The sequence below is a fragment of the Microbacterium sp. NPDC064584 genome, from assembly GCF_040687315.1.
GTDB classification, from domain to species: domain Bacteria; phylum Actinomycetota; class Actinomycetes; order Actinomycetales; family Microbacteriaceae; genus Microbacterium; species Microbacterium lacus.
The window spans coordinates 21,404-37,316 of record NZ_JBFBMZ010000003.1 but is presented as its reverse complement, the minus strand read 5'-3'; the positions used below and the strand labels follow the sequence as shown (position 1 = coordinate 37,316).

At 69.5% G+C, this 15,913-nt stretch carries 17 protein-coding genes; 8 read left to right on the top strand and 9 right to left on the bottom strand.

The features are described 5' to 3' along the window. Positions 1-33: 33 nt before the first annotated feature. On the top strand, positions 34-630 hold the full coding sequence (locus AB0P18_RS06335) for a TetR/AcrR family transcriptional regulator (protein WP_344053419.1): 597 nt from the start codon (positions 34-36) through the stop codon (positions 628-630). A gap of 32 nt (positions 631-662) precedes the next feature. Continuing rightward, positions 663-2,468 (top strand): alkaline phosphatase family protein, encoded by a 1,806-nt coding sequence (locus AB0P18_RS06330; protein WP_363359401.1) that lies wholly within the window; start codon positions 663-665, stop codon positions 2,466-2,468. Positions 2,469-2,476: 8 nt separating this feature from the next. On the opposite strand, the gene AB0P18_RS06325 is transcribed toward AB0P18_RS06330, so the two are convergent. From AB0P18_RS06325 to pdhA, 3 genes are read right to left on the bottom strand one after another with little or no spacing between them, the layout of a single operon-like run. Then, positions 2,477-3,853, bottom strand: a complete 1,377-nt coding sequence (locus tag AB0P18_RS06325; protein WP_363359400.1) for a dihydrolipoamide acetyltransferase family protein — start codon at positions 3,851-3,853, stop codon at positions 2,477-2,479. Then, on the bottom strand, positions 3,850-4,866 hold the full coding sequence (locus tag AB0P18_RS06320) for an alpha-ketoacid dehydrogenase subunit beta (protein WP_363359399.1): 1,017 nt from the start codon (positions 4,864-4,866) through the stop codon (positions 3,850-3,852). Before AB0P18_RS06320 ends, AB0P18_RS06325 begins: the two co-directional genes overlap by 4 nt. After that, complete coding sequence (pdhA, locus tag AB0P18_RS06315; RefSeq protein WP_344053411.1) at positions 4,863-5,996, bottom strand: pyruvate dehydrogenase (acetyl-transferring) E1 component subunit alpha; 1,134 nt, start codon at positions 5,994-5,996, stop codon at positions 4,863-4,865. Before pdhA ends, AB0P18_RS06320 begins: the two co-directional genes overlap by 4 nt. Positions 5,997-6,168: 172 nt before the next feature. On the opposite strand from pdhA, the gene AB0P18_RS06310 reads away from it, so the two are divergent. Then, positions 6,169-6,642 carry an Lrp/AsnC family transcriptional regulator gene (locus AB0P18_RS06310; protein ID WP_344053410.1) on the top strand — a complete coding sequence of 158 codons (474 nt, stop codon included), beginning with the start codon at positions 6,169-6,171 and terminating at the stop codon, positions 6,640-6,642. Here AB0P18_RS06310 and AB0P18_RS06305 read toward each other — a convergent pair. Further along, positions 6,614-7,621, bottom strand: coding sequence for a DMT family transporter (locus tag AB0P18_RS06305; RefSeq protein ID WP_344053408.1), 1,008 nt, complete (start codon positions 7,619-7,621; stop codon positions 6,614-6,616). The two genes, AB0P18_RS06310 and AB0P18_RS06305, sit on opposite strands and share 29 nt — an antisense overlap. Positions 7,622-7,701: 80 nt before the next feature. Here AB0P18_RS06305 and AB0P18_RS06300 point away from each other — a divergent pair, with 80 nt between their 5' ends. Continuing rightward, a complete protein-coding gene (locus AB0P18_RS06300) occupies positions 7,702-8,256 on the top strand; it encodes a CGNR zinc finger domain-containing protein (RefSeq protein WP_363359532.1) in 555 nt (184 codons plus the stop codon). Here AB0P18_RS06300 and AB0P18_RS06295 read toward each other — a convergent pair. Further along, the gene (locus AB0P18_RS06295; RefSeq protein ID WP_363359398.1) at positions 8,216-9,115 is read right to left on the bottom strand and encodes an alpha/beta hydrolase; all 900 of its coding nucleotides are present in this window, start codon (positions 9,113-9,115) and stop codon (positions 8,216-8,218) included. The genes AB0P18_RS06300 and AB0P18_RS06295 overlap by 41 nt on opposite strands. Positions 9,116-9,289: 174 nt before the next feature. Here AB0P18_RS06295 and AB0P18_RS06290 point away from each other — a divergent pair, with 174 nt between their 5' ends. Further along, positions 9,290-9,979: an exonuclease domain-containing protein gene (locus tag AB0P18_RS06290; protein WP_363359397.1), complete on the top strand. Its 690-nt coding sequence runs from the start codon at positions 9,290-9,292 to the stop codon at positions 9,977-9,979. A 61-nt stretch (positions 9,980-10,040) separates the two neighbouring features. Here AB0P18_RS06290 and AB0P18_RS06285 read toward each other — a convergent pair whose 3' ends face one another. The 3 genes from AB0P18_RS06285 to glgA all read right to left on the bottom strand — a co-directional run bounded on the left by AB0P18_RS06285 (position 10,041) and on the right by glgA (position 12,402). Next, complete coding sequence (locus AB0P18_RS06285) at positions 10,041-10,301, bottom strand: type B 50S ribosomal protein L31 (protein WP_363359396.1); 261 nt, start codon at positions 10,299-10,301, stop codon at positions 10,041-10,043. 111 nt (positions 10,302-10,412) lie between these two features. Beyond that, on the bottom strand, positions 10,413-11,198 hold the full coding sequence (locus AB0P18_RS06280; RefSeq protein WP_344053403.1) for an ABC transporter ATP-binding protein: 786 nt from the start codon (positions 11,196-11,198) through the stop codon (positions 10,413-10,415). 10 nt (positions 11,199-11,208) lie between these two features. Further along, positions 11,209-12,402 (bottom strand): glycogen synthase, encoded by a 1,194-nt coding sequence (gene glgA, locus AB0P18_RS06275; RefSeq protein ID WP_363359395.1) that lies wholly within the window; start codon positions 12,400-12,402, stop codon positions 11,209-11,211. A gap of 46 nt (positions 12,403-12,448) precedes the next feature. On the opposite strand from glgA, the gene glgC reads away from it, so the two are divergent. Genes glgC through AB0P18_RS06260 form a run of 3 tightly spaced genes read left to right on the top strand, consistent with a single transcriptional unit; the run spans position 12,449 to position 15,094 of the window. After that, on the top strand, positions 12,449-13,693 hold the full coding sequence (gene glgC, locus AB0P18_RS06270; protein WP_363359394.1) for a glucose-1-phosphate adenylyltransferase: 1,245 nt from the start codon (positions 12,449-12,451) through the stop codon (positions 13,691-13,693). A 31-nt stretch (positions 13,694-13,724) separates the two neighbouring features. Further along, positions 13,725-14,366, top strand: a complete 642-nt coding sequence (gene serB / locus AB0P18_RS06265; protein ID WP_363359393.1) for a phosphoserine phosphatase SerB — start codon at positions 13,725-13,727, stop codon at positions 14,364-14,366. Positions 14,367-14,398: 32 nt separating this feature from the next. Further along, positions 14,399-15,094: an alpha/beta hydrolase gene (locus tag AB0P18_RS06260; protein WP_363359392.1), complete on the top strand. Its 696-nt coding sequence runs from the start codon at positions 14,399-14,401 to the stop codon at positions 15,092-15,094. Positions 15,095-15,118: 24 nt separating this feature from the next. Here the strand turns inward: AB0P18_RS06260 and fabG are convergent, their stop codons facing one another. Continuing rightward, positions 15,119-15,829 carry a 3-oxoacyl-ACP reductase FabG gene (gene fabG, locus AB0P18_RS06255; RefSeq protein ID WP_344053396.1) on the bottom strand — a complete coding sequence of 237 codons (711 nt, stop codon included), beginning with the start codon at positions 15,827-15,829 and terminating at the stop codon, positions 15,119-15,121. Positions 15,830-15,913 lie beyond the last annotated feature (84 nt).

Genomic DNA, 15,913 nt, shown 5'->3' with positions numbered 1-15,913 from the left:
ACTGAATGTCTAGGTTAGCGAGGATTAACTGAGATGACAAGCGGTGCCACCGAACGGGATCGTGCGAAGGCCGACCGGCAGGCGGCGATCCTCCATGAAGCGGCCAGGCTGTTCGCCGAGCGCGGCTTCAGCGGTGTGAGCCTGGAAGAGCTCGGCGCGGCGGTGGGCGTGAGCGGCCCCGCCGTGTACCGCCATTTCGCGAACAAGCAGGCACTCCTCGGTGCGATCCTCGTCCGCGTCAGTGAGCGACTCCTCAGCGGCGGGCGGGCGGTCATCGCGGCGAGCGAATCGCCGAGCGATCGTCTGGATGGCCTCATCCGGTTCCACGTCGACTTCGCACTGACCGACGCGGACGTCATCCGCGTGCAGGACCGGGACCTCGCCAGCCTGAGCGATGAGGATCGGCAGCGCGTGCGCCGCCTGCAGCGCGAGTACGTCGAGCTGTGGCTCGCGGTCCTGGGCGAGATCCACCCCGACCGCTCGGATGCCGAGCTCCGCACGAGCGCCCACGCGTGCTTCGGACTGATCAACTCCACCCCGCACAGCCTGGGGCGCGCGCGCCCGGCACCGAGCACGAGCACCGTGCGCGGCATCCTCGAGTCGATGGCTTCCGCCGCCCTGCGCGCCTGACCCTCCCGCGGCTCCTTTATGCTGGTCGCACCATGCGCAGGAGAGGTTCCGGGGGGGACGACCGCGCGGCCGATCGGTCCCCCGACCCAGCACCGCGAGCGTCCGAGGACGACCTCGTCAGCTCGCGGCGCGACTTCCTGAAGGTCGGCGGCATCGCCGCCGCCGGTCTCATCGTCGGCGGTGGGGTGGGCGCCGCTGCCGGAGCCTCGGCAGGACGTGCGATCGGGTACTCCGAGGGTGCCCAGGACTACGGCGCGCTCAGCCCGAGATCGGTGCCCGGATTCGATCACGTCGTCGTCTTCATGGGTGAGAACCGGTCGTTCGACAACCTGCTCGGCTGGCTCTACACGCCGGAGAACCTCCCATCCGGGCAGACATTCGACGGACTCGCGTTCGGCGACTACGCGAACGTCGCTCCCGACGGTCGACGCATCGCCGCGCACGTGTACGAAGGCGCGACCGATGTCGTGATGGGGCTCCCGAACCCCGATCCGGGCGAAGAGTTCCCGCACGTGAACACGCAGCTGTTCGGCTCCGTGCTGCCGGCCACGAACGCCACCGCACAGGTCGCGGCGATGCAGGCTCCCTTCAACGCCCCCGCGTCCGGCACGGACCCCACGATGGACGGATTCGTCCACGACTACGTCAACAACATGGAGCGCAAGAGCGGCAAGGCCCCGGATCCCGCCGTGGTCGATCAGATCATGGGCGGCTTCTCCCCCGAACAGCTCCCGGTCCTGTCCACACTCGCGCGGGAGTTCGCCGTCTTCGACGCCTGGTTCGCGGCGGTCCCGTCCCAGACGTACTGCAATCGCGCGTTCTTCCACGCGTCCACGTCGCACGGCTTCGTGACGAACAAAGTGGGCGCCGGGTACGACAAGTGGCTCGACGCGCCCGCCGTCCCGACGATCTTCACGCGGCTCGAAGAAGCAGGCATCTCCTGGAAGGTCTACTTCGACGAGATGCAGCTCGTCTCCCTCACGGGAGTGCAGATGGCCCCGTCGCTGGAGAAGTACTGGCGCACGAAGCACTTCGGTCACATGTCGGAGTTCTACGAAGATGCGAAGGCCGGGAAGCTCCCCGCGTACGCGTTCATCGAGCCGCGCATGGTCTACAACCACAACGACTTCCACCCGCCGTTCGGGGTCTTCCGCACCTCGAAGGTCGACGGCGAGCAGATCCTGGACTCCGCCGTCTCCGACGTGCGCGCCGGGGAGAAGCTCGTCGCGAGTGTGTACAACGCGATCCGCACGAGCGATTCCGCGAAGGGCTCGAACGCGATGAACACCCTCCTGCTCATCACGTTCGACGAGCACGGGGGTACGTACGACCACGTGGTCCCGCCGGCCGCGACACCGCCGACGGTGGATGGCGCGCCCGGGGAGATGGGCTTCACGTTCGACCGACTCGGCTGCCGGGTACCGGCGATCGCGGTGTCCGCGTACACGCGGGCGAACACGATCATCCACGACGAGATGCACCACGGCGCGGTCGCCGCCACGCTCGCGCGGCTGCACGGGCTCAAGCCGCTCACCCGGCGTGACGCCGGCGCGAACGACCTCTTCTCCGTCGTGAACCTGCAGGAGCCGCGCGACCCGCGGACGTGGCCGACGGTGCATCCGATGTACATCCCGGCCAACCCGCAGGCGGATGAATCGATCGACCCCACGTCCCACCCGCACAAGGACAAGCCGCTCAGCCCGCCCGGGCGCGGCCTTCTGGGGCTGCTCCTGGCGCGCTACGGCGGGGACGGGCACGCCGAGCCCGAGACGTTCGAGCAGGCCTACACGACGCTGCAGAAGCATGGGCTCGGTTTGTTCTACCCCAAGATCGATTAGCCCCGACGTCAGCGCAGCAGCATCGCCCGCCCCGGCTCCTGCAAGACGTCCGCGACGTCGCGCAGGAACTTCGCCCCCTGCTCGCCGTCGACCAGACGGTGATCGAACGACAGACTCAGCGTCATCACGTCGCGGAGCACGATCTCGCCCCGGTGCTCCCACGGCTGGCGGCGCACCGCGCCCAACGCGAGGATGCCCGCCTCCCCGGGGTTCAGGATCGGGGTCCCGGCGTCCACACCGAACACGCCGACGTTCGTGATGGAGAAGGTGCCGCCGCTCATCGCACTCGGCGGCGTCTTTCCCGAACGCGCGGTCTGCGCGAGAGCGCCGATCTCGTCCGCGAGCTGCACGAGCGTCATCCCGTCGGCGTCGCGGATGTTCGGCACGACCAGTCCGCGCTCGGTCGCGGCAGCGACGCCGAGGTTCACGTAGTGATGCTGGACGATCTCGCCGTGCTCGGCATCCCACCGCGAATTCAGGCTCGGGTGATGGGCCAGGGCGAGGCAGACGGCCTTGGCCGCGATCGCCATCACCCCGATGCGATGATCCTGCAGGGCGCGGTCCGCGCGCAGCGATGAGATGAGCTCGCTCGTGGCGGTCACGTCCACGGTCAGGAACGTCGTCACGTGCGGCGCGGTGAAGGCGCTGCGCACCATCGCGTCCGCGGTGTGTTTGCGCACTCCGCGGATCGGGAGGCGAGTTGTGCGCTCGTGAGCGACGCCGGGGTCGCTCGACGGCGCGGTCCGCACCTGCGTCGGCGCGGGCGCCGCGGACAGCTTCGCGGCGTATTCCTCCACGTCGGACCGGGTGATGATCCCGGTCCGGCCGGTCGGGTTCACCAGCGCCAGATCGACGCCCAGCTTCTTCGCCAGGGCCCGCACGGGCGGAGTCGAGCGCGGACGCTCGCGCAGCGCTTCGATGTGGTCGTGCATCGTGATGGCGTCGTGCGGCGCGGCCTCGAGGACCGCGGTGTCCGCGGCCGGGCGCGCTGCGGCCCCGACTCTCGCCCGCCGCTGCGGCCGGGCGCTGCCGCGAGGGGCGGCGCCGTAGCCGACGAGGTTCGGTTGCGCCTTCTCCTCCGCGGTCTCCGTCTGCGCGGGCTCGTCGGCGCGGACCGGCGGGGCGGCGGGCGCGGATGCCGTCTCTCCCGCGACGTCGAAGGTGATCAGGACCGACCCCACCTCGACGACGTCTCCGGCCGCGGCGTGCAGTCCGGTGACGACCCCCGCATACGGCGACGGCAATTCCACGACGGCTTTCGCGGTCTCGACCTCGGCGATCGTCTGGTTCAGGGCCACCGTGTCGCCTTCGGCGACGAGCCACTGCACGAGCTCCGCCTCGGGAAGCCCTTCGCCCAGGTCGGGCAGCCGGAAGTCGGTGCTCATGAGCCCGCCTCCGCCGTCGTCAGGCTGTTCGGCCGATCGAGCACCCGGTCCACGGCATCCAGAATGCGGTCCAGGTCGGGCAGATGGTGCTTCTCGAGCTTCGCCGGCGGATAGGGGATGTCGAAGCCGGTGACGCGCACGGGCGGTGCCTCGAGATAGTGGAAGCACTGCTCGGTGACGCTCGCGATGAGCTCCGCACCGACGCCCGCCTCACGCGCCGCTTCGTGCGTGACGACGACGCGGCCGGTCTTGCGGACCGACGCGGTGACGGTGCGGTAGTCGACCGGCGAGATCGAGCGCAGATCGATCACTTCGATCGAGACGCCCTCATCCTCCGCCGCGGTGGCGGCATCGAGCGCGGTGGCGACCTGCGCGCCGTACGTGAGCAGCGTCACGTCCTCTCCCTCGCGAGCGACGCGGGCGATCCCCATGGGCGGCGCGTCCGCGACGTCCATGTCGAGGTCGACCTCGCCCTTCTGGTGATACAGCCGCTTGGGCTCGAAGTACACCACCGGGTCGTCCGAGGCGATCGCCTGACGGAGCATCACGTAAGCGTCCTGCGGGTTGGAGACCGCGACGACGCGCAGTCCGGAGGTGTGCACGAAGTACGCCTCGGGCGATTCGGAGTGGTGCTCCGCGGCGCCCACGCCGCCGGCCCAGGGGATGCGGATCGTGATCGGCATCGTGACGTTGCCCTGCGTCCGATAGTGCAGCTTCGCCACTTGGCACACGATCTGGTCGAACGCCGGGTAGACGAAACCGTCGAACTGGATCTCCACGACGGGCCGGAATCCGTGGAACGCCAGGCCCACCGCCGTACCCATGATCCCGGCCTCCGCCAGCGGAGTGTCGATCACCCGCTTGGCGCCGAACTCGTCCAGGAGGCCGTCGGTGATGCGGAACACGCCGCCGAGCTTGCCGATGTCCTCCCCCATGACGAGGACCCGGGGGTCATCGGCCATCGCCCGCCGCAGACCTTCGTTGATGGACTTCGCCATCGTGAGCTGGGTCATCGCGCCTCACCTCCGGCGACGGCATCCGAGAAGCTCCCGAGATAGGCAGCGAAGTCGGCGCGCTGCGCGTCCAGGCCGACGTGCGGCTCGGCGTAGACGTGATCGAGGATCTCGATCGGCTCCTTCGTGCGGGCGTTCAGCGTCGCGGCGCGGACCTCCGCACCCCAGCGGTCGGCCTCGGCCGCCACATCGCGGGCGAACTCGTCCGAGAACTCGTCGCGGCGCCGCAGCAATGCCTCCACGCGAGCGAGCGGGTCCCGGCGGCGCCAGCGCTCGACCTCATCCTTGTCGCGGTAGCGCGTGGGGTCGTCCGAGGTCGTGTGCGGACCCATCCGGTACGTCACCGCCTCGAGGAACACGGGGCCGTTCCCGGTGCGCGCGTGGTCGGTGGCCCATCGCATCGCCGCGAGGCACGCGAGGACGTCATTTCCGTCGACCCGCAGACTCGGGATGCCGAACCCCGGTGCGCGCCCGGCGATCGGGAACTTCGCCTGCACGGTGACCGGCTCGGAGATCGCCCACTGGTTGTTCGTGCAGACGAAGACGACGGGAGCACGGAAGGAAGAGGCGAAGACCATGGCCTCGTTCACGTCGCCCTGGCTCGTCGCACCGTCGCCGAAGTACGCCGCCGCCACCTGATCGGTGCCGTCGAACGTGATGCCCATCCCGTAGCCGACGGCGTGCAGAGCCTGGGCGCCGATGATGATCTGCGGCGTGGCGGTGTTGAGGTCGTACGGGTTGTAGGTCGAGTGCGCCTCCCCGCGCCACGCGAGCACGAAATCTGCGGGCGCAGCGCCGCGGACGAAGCCGACGCCGATCTCGCGGTAGCTGGGGAAGACGAAGTCATCGGCACGGAACGCCCGGGCGGTGCCGACCTGCGTGGCCTCCTGTCCCTGACAGGGCGCCCAGAGTCCGAGCTGGCCCTGGCGCTGCAGGGCGACGCCCTCGGTGTCGATCCGGCGGACGACGGTCATGTCGCGGTACAGGCCCCGAAGGGCTTCGGCGTCGACGTCGGCGACCCACGGGTCGAGCTCGCGATCGGCGAGGCGCTCACCGTCGGGGGTGATCAGACGGGCCACGTCGTCCGTGTCGGTGGCATGATCGGCGGTCGGGCTCAGGGTGTGCATCATCGTCATCCCTCGTCGTTGCGGACCGCCCTCGTGAGGTGATCCGGCGCGGATCGTCGGCGGCGTCGCCGACGAGGCCGACAGTACGTCCGTTTTGCACCTAGCTCAAGCATTGACGATCAGATTGAGCATGTTGCGTAGCCTGACGAGGGTGGGCCTGCTAATCTTCCACACTATGACCAGCGTGGACCATGTCGACCTCGAGCTTCTCGCCGCCCTCGCGGCCGATCCCCGCGCGACCGTCGTCGCCCTGTCCGAGCGTCTGCGGATGTCGCGCAACACGGTGCAGGCGCGCATGGCGCGTCTCGAGCGGACCGGGGTCTTCCTCTCCTACGAACGCGCGATCTCGGCCCGGGCGCTGGGCTACCCCATCGAGGCCTTCGTGAGCGTCACGGTCCGCCAGGCCGAGCTGCCGCGCATCACCGCTGAGCTCGCTCACATCCCTGAAGTCGTGCAGGCCCACGGCCTCAGCGGACCGGTCGATCTGCTCGTGCGCGTCGTGTGCCGGGACACGCAGCACCTGTTCGACACCGACGCCCGCATCCTCTCCATCGAGGGGGTGGAGCGGACCGAGACCTCGCTCGTCATGGGCGAGGTGATCGACTACCGCGTGACTCCGCTCATGGAGCTGGCACGACGGGAAGCGTAGGGGCCTCGTCCTCGCCCTTCGGCGGAAGCCCGGTCGCCTTCGCGTCCGCGCGCACGAGCACCACGCCGACGAGGATGAGCGCCCCGCCCGCGAACTGGATGGGAGCGGGCACCTCGGCGAGGAACAGCCACGCGAAACCGAGCGCGAACAGCACTTCCGACAGGCCGACGAAGGACGCCACCCGCGAGCCGATACGCGGCACCGCCATGACGCCGAACGCATAGCCGACCGTCGTCGCGACCGCGGCGACCCACAGCAGTGGCACGAACCAGGGCACCTCGACTCCGGCGAGGACGACCGAGACGGGCGGCGCGGCGAACGGCATCGCGCCGGTGAGGCACAAGACCGCCATGACCGCCGCGCCGACCAGCAGTCCACCAGCGGCCAGCGCCAGCGGCGGAAGATCACCGCCCGCCCGCTCGGAGATCACGAAGTAGACGCACACGCACACCGCGGCGGCCAGGGCGAGCAGCGTCCCGAGGAGATCGAACGACGCCCCGGAGATGTCGACGACGAGCACGAGCCCGACGATCGCGACCGCCGACCCTCCGAGGACCAGAGCAGACGGCGCCCGGCGGGTGCGGAGCCACACATACGCCACGAGCATGACCGGGGCGAGGTACTGGATGAGCAGGGCGACCGCAACCGGCATCCGCTGCATCGCCGAGAAGAAGAAGAGCTGGCAGCCGAGGACCGGGATCAGGCCGAACGCCACGATCAGCATCCAATGGCGACGGAGGAACCCCGGCTGGTGCCGCACGGCGCGCACGAGTGCGGGCGAGAGCACGAGACCGGCAACGCCCATCCGGACGAGCAGTGCGGCGCCGAGGGACCAGCCGGCCTCGAGGAGAGGCTTGATGAACGGGCCGCTCGAGGAGAACGCCAGGGCGGACAGGACGGCAAGAACGAGCCCCGATGTGCTCACTCGGTGGACAGCCGTCGCGGAGACGATCGGGATCGATGCGGTGGGTGCGGCCATGGGAATCCGACTGTCTACGTGTCAGGAGTGTACGGTGCGTACACTGGTGACACTAGCGTTCCCCGATGTCAGGAGTCAACATGGTGTTCATCCGTGACACCGAGCAGTCCCTCCGCGCCGCCGTGTACCTGGTGAACACCCTGCCCGGATTCGACGGCGAGGACACCCTGCAGACACCCGAGGAGTTCGAGGCGTACCTCGCGATCAATCCCTACACCGGCGAGATCCGGCGGGATCAGGCCGAGATCGACGCCGTGCGCGCGATCCGTCCGCGGCTGCGGCGCCTGTGGGACGTCGACCGCGACGGCGCCGTGCCGCTGGTCAACGAGATGCTGGCCGACGGCCGCGCACTCCCCCGCCTCGTCCGGCACGGAGGCTACGACTGGCATATCCACGCGACATCCGACGACGCCCCGCTGGCGACCCGCATCCTCGTCGAAGCCGCCATGGCCTTCGTGGACGTGATCCGCTCCGACGAGTACGACCGCGTGCGCACATGCTCGGCCGACGACTGCGAATCGGTCTACGTCGACTATTCGCGCAACGGCTCGAAGCGCTACTGCGACACCGGCAACTGCGGCAACCGCATGAACGTCATCGCCTACCGGGAGCGGAAGGCGAAAGAAAGCGCCTGATCGCCTCGGCGGCCGGCTGCGGCGTCTCGTAGTGGATGAGATGGCCCACGTCCGGAATCTCGATCAGCTCGGCATCCGAGAACAGCGTCGCCAGGTGCCTCTCCGCCTCGATCGGCGTGATGTCGTCGCGCACCGCTGCGATCAGCAGCGTCGGCTGGGTGATCCGCGGGGCGAACTCGCGGACGTCGTGCGAGACGGAGGCGACGAAGGCGTCGTGCAGGACGTCGCGGTCCGCGAAGCGCGAGAAGTACGTGTCGTGCTGGTCGTGGATGAAGCGGCGCAGCTCGGCGTCCCGCGTCTTGGCCATCGACACGCTCATCACGCGGACGATCGCGCCGTTGCGCAGCAGAGCGTCACCCGCCCGCTGCGGCAGCCGCGCGCCCGCCCAGTAGTAGAAGACGGCGAGCCGGGTGAGGATGCCGCGCGGACCTTCCAGCGCCGGCGCGCCGATCGGGTTGACGAGGATCACCTTCGGGGTGTCGAGCCCCTCCGCCACGGCGGATGCCACGACGATCGAGCCGAACGAATGCCCGAGGATCACCGCACCGGGCGCGACCGTCCCGGCGAAGGCCTTCAGCCACTCGGTGTAGGCGGCCAGGTCGTGCCGGCGCCCCGGCAGCGGCGGCGTCTCACCGAAACCGGGGAGGTCCGGCGAGATGATCCGGATGCCGTCGAGGTGCGCGACGACGGGCTCGAGGCCGTGGTGCTCGCCGCGGAAGCCGTGGACCGCGATCACGGTGGTGTCGCTGTCCGGCGACCCGTAGGTCCAGTACGCCGTCGTACCGCCGAGCACGTCCACCTCCGCGCGCTGGACCTCCATCGCGTCGAGGAGGTCGGCGTATGGGTTGGCGGCGGGCACCGTCCGAGTCTACGAGGCCGCTCGGTCCGACCTCTGCGCGTCCGCGAGTGCGCAGGATCGCGTCGATGTGCGAAATGACGGATGCCGAGGCCTGGAAGTCTCCGTCATCGCGCACATCTCCGTCATCCTGCGCGCTTCACGCCGGTGTCGGTGGTGGCGCATACCGTCACGAGCATGGAATGGACGCGCGTGATCGGAGTCTTCGACCTCGAGACGACCGGAGTCGATGTGGAGCACGATCGCATCGTCACGGCGCACGTCGGCCTGCTCGACGCGGACGGCACCGCGATCCTGGCGCGCGACTGGATCGCCAACCCCGGAATCGAGATCCCGGCCGCCGCCACCGCGGTGCACGGCATCACGACGGCGCACGCACGGGCGGTCGGAGCTCCCGCCGAGGAAGTGGTGGAGCAGGTCGCCGAGACGCTCCGCGCCTTGCTGGACGCCGGCATCCCCGTCGTGGCGTACAACGCGTCCTATGACTTCTCCCTGCTCGCGCACGAGGCCCGCCGGCACGCGATCGCACCTCTGGAGGATCCCTCCCCCGTGATCGACCCCCTCGTGATCGACAAGGCCTACGACCGATACCGGCGCGGCAAGCGGACGCTGGCCGCCGTCGCCGCGCATTACGCAGTGCCCCTGGACGGGGCGCACGACGCGTCCGCGGACGCCGTCGCCGCGGGACGCCTCGCGCAGGCGCTGGCGCGTCGGTTCGCCGAGCTCCTTCCTGCGCGCGCCGACGTTCTGCACACCCACCAGATCGGCTGGGCCCGCGCACAGGCCGACAGCCTCACGGAGTACTTCGTGAGGATCGGGCGGCTTGACCCGGAAACGCACCTGGACGGGTCGTGGCCCGTCCGCTGACGCGGTCTTCCGCGCACGCGAAAGGCCCCGCCGAAGCGGGGCCTTTCTCAGCGGACGAGCGTCAGTTGCTCGAGCCTCCGCCGAAGTTCTTGAAGCGCTGGTTGAACTTCTCGACGCGCCCGGCCGAGTCCATGATGCGCTGCTTGCCCGTGTAGAACGGGTGCGACGCGGACGAGATCTCGACGTCGATGACGGGGTACTCCACGCCGTCGAGCTCGATCGTCTTGTCGGAGCTGACCGTCGAACGGGTCAGGAAGGTCTCGCCCGAGCCGAGGTCGCGGAACACGACCGCCTTGTAGTCGGGGTGGATGTCAGTCTTCATGGTGATCCTCTAGGGAGAGTGCACTGGATTTTGCCAGGGCGTGAAAATCTGCGGTGCGAATGCACCAAGGGTCTATGCTATCAGCCCGTCGGCCTCGCGCAGAATCGCCGGTCAGGCACTCGCACGAGCCGCGTACCGACCGTCGGCCGCGGTGAGGGCGATCGGCACGCCGAACGTCTCGGACAGGTTCTCCGCCGTGAGCGCCTCCGCCAGCGGCCCGGCGGCGACGACGCGGCCCTCGCGCAGCAGCAGGACATGCGTGAAGCCCACCGGGATCTCCTCCACATGGTGCGTCACCATCACCATCGCGGGCGTCGTGGGGGCCTGCGCGTAGCCGCTCAGCAGGGTCAGCAGCTCTTCGCGCGCGCCGAGATCGAGACTCGCGGCGGGCTCGTCGAGCAGGAGGAGCTCGGGATCCGTCATGATCGCCCGCGCGATCTGGACGCGCTTCTGCTCGCCGTCGGACAGCGTGCCGAACGTGCGGTCGGCGAGGTGGTCCAGTCGCCATTCGGCCAGCACCCGCAGCGCGCGACGCTCGTCGATGTCCTCGTACGCCTCGTTCCAGCGTCCGACGACCGAGTACGCGGCGGTGAGGACGACGTTCAGAACCGTCTCCTCCGCGGGCACGCGCTTGGCCATCGCGCTCGAGGCGAACCCGATGCGGGGCCGGAGCTCGAAGACGTCCGTCCGCCCGAGCTGCTCCCCCAGGATCGTGACGCGACCCGAAGTCGGGTGGACGAGCGTGTCGGCCAGCTGCAGCACGGTCGTCTTGCCCGCGCCGTTCGGCCCGAGGATCACCCAGCGCTGATCGTCTTCCACCGACCACTCGAGGTGGTCCACGATGTCCCGGGCACTTCGGCGGACGACGACGTCGGAGAACTCGAGCACCTGCGGCATGCGCTCCACCCTATCCGCGGATGCCGCTCACCTCTGCGTACAGCGCCGCCGTGGCGTCCGCGATCGATGCCCAGCTGAAATCGTTCGCCGCCCGTTCGCGGCCGGCGGCGCCGTACGCGGCGGCGCGCTCCGGGTCGCTCACGACCTCGGTGAGCACGCGCGCGAGGTCGGCGACGTATCGATCGGGGTCCAGCGGCGTCCCTGTGCCGTCCTGCACCTGCTCGATCGGCACGAGCCGGCCGGTGACGCCGTCCACGACGACTTCCGGAATGCCGCCGGTCGCCGTCCCGACCACCGCGGCACCGCACGCCATCGCCTCGAGGTTCACGATGCCGAGCGGCTCGTAGATCGACGGGCAGACGAAAGTCGTGGCAGCGGTCAGCACCGCGCACAGTTCGTCGCGCGGCAGCATCCGCTCGATCCACACCACCCCGTCACGCGTCTCCTGCAGGCGGCGGACGAGACCCTGGACCTCCTCCATGATCTGGGGGGTGTCCGGCGCGCCCGCGCACAGGATGACCTGCACATCCGGCGGCAGGAGCTCCGCGGCCCGGAGGAAATAGGGCAGGCCCTTCTGCCGGGTGATCCGGCCGACGAAGACGACCGACGGCCGGGCCGGGCTGATCCCGAGCTCCGCGAGGAGTCCGGGATTCTCCACCGGCCGCCAGGCGTCCACATCGATGCCGTTGTAGATCACGCGCACCTTCGCCGGGTCGAGGTCGGGGTAGCTGCGCAGGATGTCGGTGCGCATGCCGTCGCTGACCGCCACGATCGCCGCCGCGCCCTCGTAGGCCGTCTTCTCGATGTAGCTGGAAACGGCGTAGCCCCCACCCAGCTGCTCGGCCTTCCACGGCCGGAGGGGCTCGAGACTGTGCGCCGTGACGATGTGCGGGATGCCGTGCAGAAGGCCCGCGAGATGGCCGGCGAAGTTCGCGTACCAGGTGTGGCTGTGCACGACGTCCGCGCCGGCGATGTCCGACACGATCTCCAGATCGGTGCCGAGCGTCTGGATCGCGCCGTTCGCCGACTGCAGTTCTGCGGGCACGCCGTACGCGGTCGTGTCCTGCTCGGCGCGGGCCGCGCCGAACGCGCGAACCTGCACGTCCATCCGCTCGCGGAGCGCGCGGACCAGCTCGGTCACATGCACTCCCGCGCCGCCGTAGATCTCCGGCGGATATTCCTTGGTGACGATGTCGACTCGCATGTCAACACGCTAGTCCCCGGGTCGAATCGCGGCATAGGGTTGGGCCATGCCTACGACGCCGAAGGTCTTCGGAATCATCCTCGCCGGTGGCGAGGGCAAGCGACTCATGCCCCTCACGGCGGATCGGGCCAAGCCCGCGGTGCCGTTCGGAGGGCAGTACCGCCTGATCGACTTCGCGATATCGAATCTCATCAATTCGGGCCTGAGACAGCTCGTCGTGCTGACGCAGTACAAGTCGCACAGCCTCGACCGCCACATCTCGCAGACCTGGCGCATGTCGCCTCTGCTGGACTCGTACGTCGCCTCGGTGCCCGCCCAGCAGCGACTGGGCAAGCGCTGGTTCTCCGGCTCGGCGGACGCCATCCTGCAGAGCCTCAACCTGATCAACGACGAGAAGCCCGACATCGTCATCGTGATCGGCGCCGATCACGTGTACCGCATGGACTTCCGTCAGATGCTCGCCGCGCACATCGACTCCGGTGCCCGCGCCACGGTGGCCGGCATCCGTCAGCCACTGGCCCTGGCCAATCAGTTCGGCGTGATCGACGTCGACGAGAAGGACCCCGGGAAGATCCGGGAGTTCCTGGAGAAGCCGCAGGACGCCAAGGGCCTCGCCGACGCTCCGCACGAAGTGCTCGCCTCGATGGGCAACTACATCTTCGACACCGACGCGCTGATCGAGGCCGTCGAGTCGGACGGCGAGCTCCCCACCTCGAACCACGACATGGGCGGCGACATCATCCCCTACTTCGTGGGTCGCGGCGACGCGGGCGTGTACGACATGAAGCGCAACGATGTGCCGGGATCCACCGATCGCGACCGCGACTACTGGCGGGACGTGGGCACGATCGACTCGTTCTTCGACGCCCACATGGACCTGATCTCGACGCTGCCGATCTTCAACCTGTACAACACGGACTGGCCCATCCACTCGCAAACGGTGAACTCTCCGCCGGCCAAGTTCGTGCGCGACTCGGTGGGACGCATCGGCAACGCGATCGACTCGGTGGTCTCGCTCGGCTCGGTGCTGTCCGGGACCCATCTCGAGCGCAGTGTCGTGGGCCCGTGGACCCTCGCGGGGGGCGGATCGACGATCACCGACTCGGTGCTGTTCGACCACGTGCGGGTCGGGCAGGGTGCGCGCATCCATCGCGCGATCCTCGACAAGAACGTCGTCCTCGCGGACGGCGCGACGGTCGGGGTCGATCGCGAGCGCGACATCGCCCGGGGCTTCACGGTCACCGACAGCGGGCTGACCGTCGTCGGCAAGGGCATCCGCGTCGACGCCTGAGCCGGCGCCGCGCGGACGCTACCGTGGAGTCGTGCCTCCCACGCCTGCCCGGTTCCTCGTCGTGCTCGACGCCGACTCCACTCTCATCCGCAACGAGGTCATCGAGCTGATCGCCGATGAGGCGGGGCGCGGCGGCGAAGTGGCGGCGGCGACCGAAGCGGCGATGCGCGGTGAGGTGGACTTCGCGACGAGCCTGCGCTCGCGCGTGCAGGCGCTCACCGGCGTGCCGACGTCCGCGTTCGCCCGCGTGCTGTCGCGGATCGAGCCGACGCCCGGTGTGCACGAGCTGATCGACGAGGTCCACGCGCGTGGAGGATCGGTGGGTGTCGTCTCCGGCGGCTTCCACGAGATCCTCGATTCGGTCGCCCCGGCGCTCGGAGTGGACCGGTGGCGCGCGAACCGGCTCGCCACGCACGACGGCGTTCTGACCGGGGCCGTCGAAGGCGCGATCGTGGATGCCGAGGCAAAGGCCGACGCGCTGCAGGAGTGGGCGGATGCAGAGCGTGTCCCTGTGCAGCGCACGATCGCGATCGGCGACGGTGCGAACGATCTGCGCATGATGGCGGTCGCGGGCCTCGGACTCGCCTTCAACGCGAAGCCGGCCGTGCGAGCGCGAGCCGATCTCGTGATCGCGCGCGTCGACCTGCGCGAGGTGATCCCGCTCCTGCCCTGAGCGATGTCGGATGACGGGAGTAGGTTTCCGGAATGAACATCATCCTCGTTCCGGGCCTCTGGCTCGACGCCTCGTCATGGGACGCCGTGGTCCCTGCTCTCGAACGATCCGGTCACTCCGTGCACGCCCTGACGATGCCCGGTGTCGGGGTGCCGGCCGCGCAGTCCGATCGGATCGGCATTGCGGACTGGGTGGACGCGGTCGTCGACGAGATCGATCGATCGTCGGGGCTCGTGGTCCTCGTCGGGCACAGCGGCGGCGGCAATGTGGTGTACGGCGCCGCGGACGCACGGCCCGAGCGTGTCGCGCGCATCGTGTTCGTCGACACCTTCCCGCCGGGAGACGGCGGGTCGATCTGGGAGTTCCCCGTCGTCGACGGCGTCATTCCGTTCCCCGGCTGGGACTTCTTCGAGGACCAGGAGATCGCCGATCTCGACGAGCCGACCCGCGCCCGCGTCGCGGCCACCGCGAAGACGGTTCCGGCGCTCGTACCGACGGATCCGCTGCGCCTGCACGACGAGCGACGGCGGAGGGTGCCGGTGACGATGCTCACCGGCACGGTTCCGGCTGCGGAGATCCGCGACATCATCGCGTCGGCACCGGACTGGGCTGAAGAGCTCGCGGCCGTGCAGGATCTCGACATCGTCGAATTGCACTCCGGTCACTGGCCGCAGTTCTCACAGCCCGACAACCTCGCCGCAGAGATCGCCAGCGCTGCCGGTCGTTGACGCTGCCGGTCGTTGGCGGCCGGGTCAGTGCCCCATGCCGAGTCCGCCGTCCACGGGGATCACGGCGCCCGAGATGTACGCCGCATCGTCCGAAGCGAGCCAGGCGACCACACCGGCGACCTCGTCGGTGGTCGCGAACCGGCCGGCGGGGATGCTCTTCTTGTAGTCGGCCTGCACCTGCTCGGGCAGCGACGCGGTCATGTCGGACTCGATGAAGCCGGGCGCCACGACGTTCGCGGTGATTCCGCGCGCGCCCAGCTCGCGCGTGAGGGATCGCGCGAAGCCGACGAGGGCGCTCTTGGACGAGGCGTAGTTGATCTGCCCGGCCGACCCGTAGAGTCCGACGACGCTCGAGATGAGGATGACGCGTCCCCAGCGCGCGCGGAGCATGCCCTTCGCCGCCCGCTTGACGACGCGGAAGGACCCGCCGAGGTTCGTGGCGACGACGCTGTCGAAGTCGTCCTCGCTCATACGCAGCAGGAGCGTGTCCTTCGTGATCCCGGCGTTCGCCACGACGATCTCCACCGGACCGAGTGCCGCCTCGACCTCGGTGAACGCGGCATCCAGTGCGGCGGCATCCGTCACGTCGGCCCGCACGGTGAGCGTGCCTTCCGGCCCCTCGCCGGAGCGCACGGTGACGGCGACGCGGTAGCCGTCCGCGACGAAGCGCTCGGCGATCGCGCGACCGATGCCGCGGTTGCCGCCGGTGACGAGGACGACGCGTTCATTCGACATGTGAGGACTCCCGGATGCGGCGAGGACGTGGACCGCACCAGCCTAGTCGGGCGCGGTTTGACACCCCCGGCCCGCACTGGGACG

Excerpts from the sequence above, each read along its gene's own strand:
- AB0P18_RS06335 (WP_344053419.1), top strand. The coding sequence starts at position 34 with ATGACAAGCGGTGCCACCGAACGGGATCGTGCGAAGGCCGACCGGCAG.
- AB0P18_RS06330 (WP_363359401.1), top strand. The coding sequence starts at position 663 with ATGCGCAGGAGAGGTTCCGGGGGGGACGACCGCGCGGCCGATCGGTCC.
- AB0P18_RS06325 (WP_363359400.1), bottom strand. The coding sequence starts at position 3,853 with ATGAGCACCGACTTCCGGCTGCCCGACCTGGGCGAAGGGCTTCCCGAG.
- AB0P18_RS06320 (WP_363359399.1), bottom strand. The coding sequence starts at position 4,866 with ATGACCCAGCTCACGATGGCGAAGTCCATCAACGAAGGTCTGCGGCGG.
- pdhA (WP_344053411.1), bottom strand. The coding sequence starts at position 5,996 with ATGATGCACACCCTGAGCCCGACCGCCGATCATGCCACCGACACGGAC.
- AB0P18_RS06310 (WP_344053410.1), top strand. The coding sequence starts at position 6,169 with ATGACCAGCGTGGACCATGTCGACCTCGAGCTTCTCGCCGCCCTCGCG.
- AB0P18_RS06305 (WP_344053408.1), bottom strand. The coding sequence starts at position 7,621 with ATGGCCGCACCCACCGCATCGATCCCGATCGTCTCCGCGACGGCTGTC.
- AB0P18_RS06300 (WP_363359532.1), top strand. The coding sequence starts at position 7,702 with ATGGTGTTCATCCGTGACACCGAGCAGTCCCTCCGCGCCGCCGTGTAC.
- AB0P18_RS06290 (WP_363359397.1), top strand. The coding sequence starts at position 9,290 with ATGGAATGGACGCGCGTGATCGGAGTCTTCGACCTCGAGACGACCGGA.
- AB0P18_RS06285 (WP_363359396.1), bottom strand. The coding sequence starts at position 10,301 with ATGAAGACTGACATCCACCCCGACTACAAGGCGGTCGTGTTCCGCGAC.
- AB0P18_RS06280 (WP_344053403.1), bottom strand. The coding sequence starts at position 11,198 with ATGCCGCAGGTGCTCGAGTTCTCCGACGTCGTCGTCCGCCGAAGTGCC.
- glgA (WP_363359395.1), bottom strand. The coding sequence starts at position 12,402 with ATGCGAGTCGACATCGTCACCAAGGAATATCCGCCGGAGATCTACGGC.
- glgC (WP_363359394.1), top strand. The coding sequence starts at position 12,449 with ATGCCTACGACGCCGAAGGTCTTCGGAATCATCCTCGCCGGTGGCGAG.
- AB0P18_RS06260 (WP_363359392.1), top strand. The coding sequence starts at position 14,399 with ATGAACATCATCCTCGTTCCGGGCCTCTGGCTCGACGCCTCGTCATGG.
- fabG (WP_344053396.1), bottom strand. The coding sequence starts at position 15,829 with ATGTCGAATGAACGCGTCGTCCTCGTCACCGGCGGCAACCGCGGCATC.